This window comes from Enterococcus sp. 3H8_DIV0648 (assembly GCF_002140655.1).
Classification (GTDB): domain Bacteria; phylum Bacillota; class Bacilli; order Lactobacillales; family Enterococcaceae; genus Enterococcus_A; species Enterococcus_A hulanensis.
In genome coordinates this window covers 381970-384805 of sequence record NZ_NGLG01000002.1, presented here as the reverse complement: position 1 = coordinate 384805, position 2836 = coordinate 381970, and the positions used below count along the sequence as shown (strand labels likewise).

3 protein-coding genes are annotated in these 2836 nt (G+C 38.7%); 2 read left to right on the top strand and 1 reads right to left on the bottom strand.

What is annotated here, in order from left to right:
- The first annotated feature begins 160 nt into the window (after positions 1–160).
- Together A5875_RS18250 and A5875_RS18245 are read left to right on the top strand one after the other, a co-directional pair.
- Complete coding sequence (locus A5875_RS18250) at positions 161–1009, top strand: RNA polymerase sigma factor (RefSeq protein WP_088935010.1); 849 nt, start codon at positions 161–163, stop codon at positions 1007–1009.
- The gene (locus A5875_RS18245) at positions 1006–1698 is read left to right on the top strand and encodes a DUF2461 domain-containing protein (protein ID WP_088935009.1); all 693 of its coding nucleotides are present in this window, start codon (positions 1006–1008) and stop codon (positions 1696–1698) included. The genes A5875_RS18250 and A5875_RS18245 overlap by 4 nt, the downstream gene beginning before the upstream one ends.
- Before the next feature lie 47 nt (positions 1699–1745).
- Here A5875_RS18245 and A5875_RS18240 read toward each other — a convergent pair.
- On the bottom strand, positions 1746–2836 hold a 1091-nt coding region (locus A5875_RS18240; RefSeq protein ID WP_441316228.1), incomplete at its 5' end, for a C39 family peptidase.

Genomic DNA, 2836 nt, shown 5'->3' with positions numbered 1-2836 from the left:
GTGTATAACAGTATATATCAGTTGTCAATGTCAGAATTTTTTTGCTTCTATTTTTTTATAGTAAGCACCAAAGGAATCTGCCAAAATAAAGATAGCAATTTCAAAATTCCGGTCACACCCGACCGCTTTATTTGTCTAAATAGTAAAGGAGGTAAAAAAAATGGAAATTAATCAGGAAAAACAGCTAATCCAAGCTTCATTGGATGGAGATACCGATTCGCTGGCAGTTTTACTAGCGGAGGTGAAAAACAGCGTATTCAATCTTTCCTTACGAATGTTGGGAAATGTTTTTGATGCTGAAGATGCCACGCAGGAAATATTACTAAAAGCTGCCACGAACCTTTCAGCTTTTAATCAGCAAAGCCGTTTTAATACCTGGGTTTACCGAATCGCAGTCAACTATCTGATCAATGATCACAAAAAGCGCGCGTTTCGCGAACAACTGACCTTTGATCTTATGGGGAAGGATCTTGAGCAGCCCGCTCCAAAGCTTGATCAGCAATTTTGCGAGCTAGAAGAAACAGAATTGGCAGAAGAACTGAAGCTCTCGTGTACCAATATCATGCTGCAATGTCTCAGTCCGCAAGATCGGTGTGTTTTCATCTTAGGGACGATGTTTAAAATGAACAGTCAGCTAGCTGGCGATTTACTCCAGATGTCCCCTGCAACTTATCGAAAAAAACTTTCCCGCATAAGAATCAGAATGGGAAATTTTTTGAATATCTATTGCGGAGTTGCTGGCGGAAGCTGCGAGTGCAAAAAAAGAATCCCTTTTGCGATTCAGCAAAAGCGACTCAACCCGTCACAACTCGATTATTCATCTTTAAAAAAATTGGATCTGGCAGAAATTATGCAGCAGAAAAGCAATATGGAGTTTTTAGATGAGCAAACCCTTTTATTTGAAACTTTGACTCACTACCAATCAGCCTTTGACCCTCAGAAATTTTTGAAAGAATTGCTGGGATCAAAACAATTATCAGAATTAATCGCCGAGGAGGCTGTTTTATGACCTATGAAAAAATATTTAACTACTTGGCGGCACTAGAGCAAAATAATCATCAGGAATGGTTTCACGAGACAAAACAAGAACGAATGAACGCAGTCGCAGAATTCAATCAATTGGTCGACGCTCTTTCACAGCAACTTCATGAAAAAGATCCGGAAATCCCTTTGATTTCAGCGAAAAAGCTGACGTTCAAACTGAATCGTGATACCCGATTCAGTCACGATAAATCACCCTATAATCCTGTCTTCCGTGCCCATATCGGACCAAATGGAAAAGCGCCAATCCCTTGCGGCTATTTCATCTTTTTGAAACCAAACAATCAGTCCTTCTTAGGCGGTGGTTTATTTGCGGATATGTTTTCTGAAGCCACCGACCTGATCCGCCAAGCTCTGATCGAACACGAGACAGAATTTTTAACGATCATCGAAAAAAAAGAATTCAAAAAATATTACCATGTGATGGGTAAGCAGTTAAAACGAATGCCGCGAGGATATGAAGCTTATGCCGATTCTCCAATTGCTGAATATCTGAAATTTAAGAATATGTATCTGGAACTTCACATAGGCGATCAGGAAATTCTCACATCAGACTATTTTGTTCAAGAAACCGTTGGAAAATTTCTATTGATGAAAGAGTTCAATCACTTTTTAAATGCTGCACTAAAGAATTTTCATTTCCCCGAACGAAAATGAGCTAAGACAAAAACAGCCACCCGCTTGCTAAACGGCTGGCTGTTTGTTTATCTCACCACTACGGCAGATTTTCTTAAATTATAACTTGCTTCGAACTTGCTGGCGGATACCCAGTATTTTCCAGAATTCGGATCAGAGATGTGATAGGTATTGTTCGATTCGTTGAAGCCATCCAAGGTGACGATATGCGCATTATCGATTCCCGTTCCCCACCAATATTTTCCATAAGCGGGCTTCGCGTAATTACCGGTCACGTAAACAACGACTGGATTGCCTTTACGTAATTCATCCTTCAATGTTTCAACGGAACTGCCAGAAATGTCGGAAACTTTTCCATATTTATTTCCCCATTGCGCCAATGGTTTTGCATAAATTGATTGATAAACATCATTCATGATTCTATCTGGCTTTCCAGCAAATCCATTATTAGGATTATTATTAGACGATAACGGCATTTCCTTGATAAAGCTTTTCAAATTATAGTTTTTAGCGTAGCCTTTCTTCTGCAAAGCCTGCAAGAGTGACGCCGCTTCACACCCCATCGGATAACCACTACTATTTTGATTGATATATGGTGCGTTTAATAAAACGTAAGAAACAGCTTTTTTTGTACCGCCCTCGTTTAAGTAGCCTTGCCATTTTCCTTTATCATCATATAATGATAAATATTTTGATCCATTAAAGTGACGGTACCAGCCTGTTACCTTATATGTTTTCAAATACATATTCTTTGTTGAAATGCCATTTTTGAAATTGAAATCTTTCCAAATCGTCCAATTGTCTTTAGTCACTGTGATGTATTGATTAGTAGAGTTCCATTTTCCACCTTGATTATTAACGACCTGTGCGCCGTCTTCATTCAAATATCCTTGCCATTTCCCATTATTGTCATAAACGGATAAATATCTTGATCCATTAAAGTGACGGTACCAACCAGTTACTCGATATGTGCGTTGGTACAAGTTTTTTGTTGAAATGCCATTTTTGAAATTAAAATCTTTCCAAATCGTCCAATTGTCTTTAGCCACTGTGATGTATTGATTCGTAGAATTCCATTTTCCACCTTGATTATTAACGACCTGTGCGCCGTCTTCATTCAAATATCCTTGCCATTTCCCATTATTGTCATAAACGGATA

Bases quoted from the DNA above. Each gene is read 5' to 3' on its own strand.
- A5875_RS18245 (WP_088935009.1), top strand. From the start codon at position 1,006: ATGACCTATGAAAAAATATTTAACTACTTGGCGGCACTAGAGCAAAAT.
- A5875_RS18250 (WP_088935010.1), top strand. From the start codon at position 161: ATGGAAATTAATCAGGAAAAACAGCTAATCCAAGCTTCATTGGATGGA.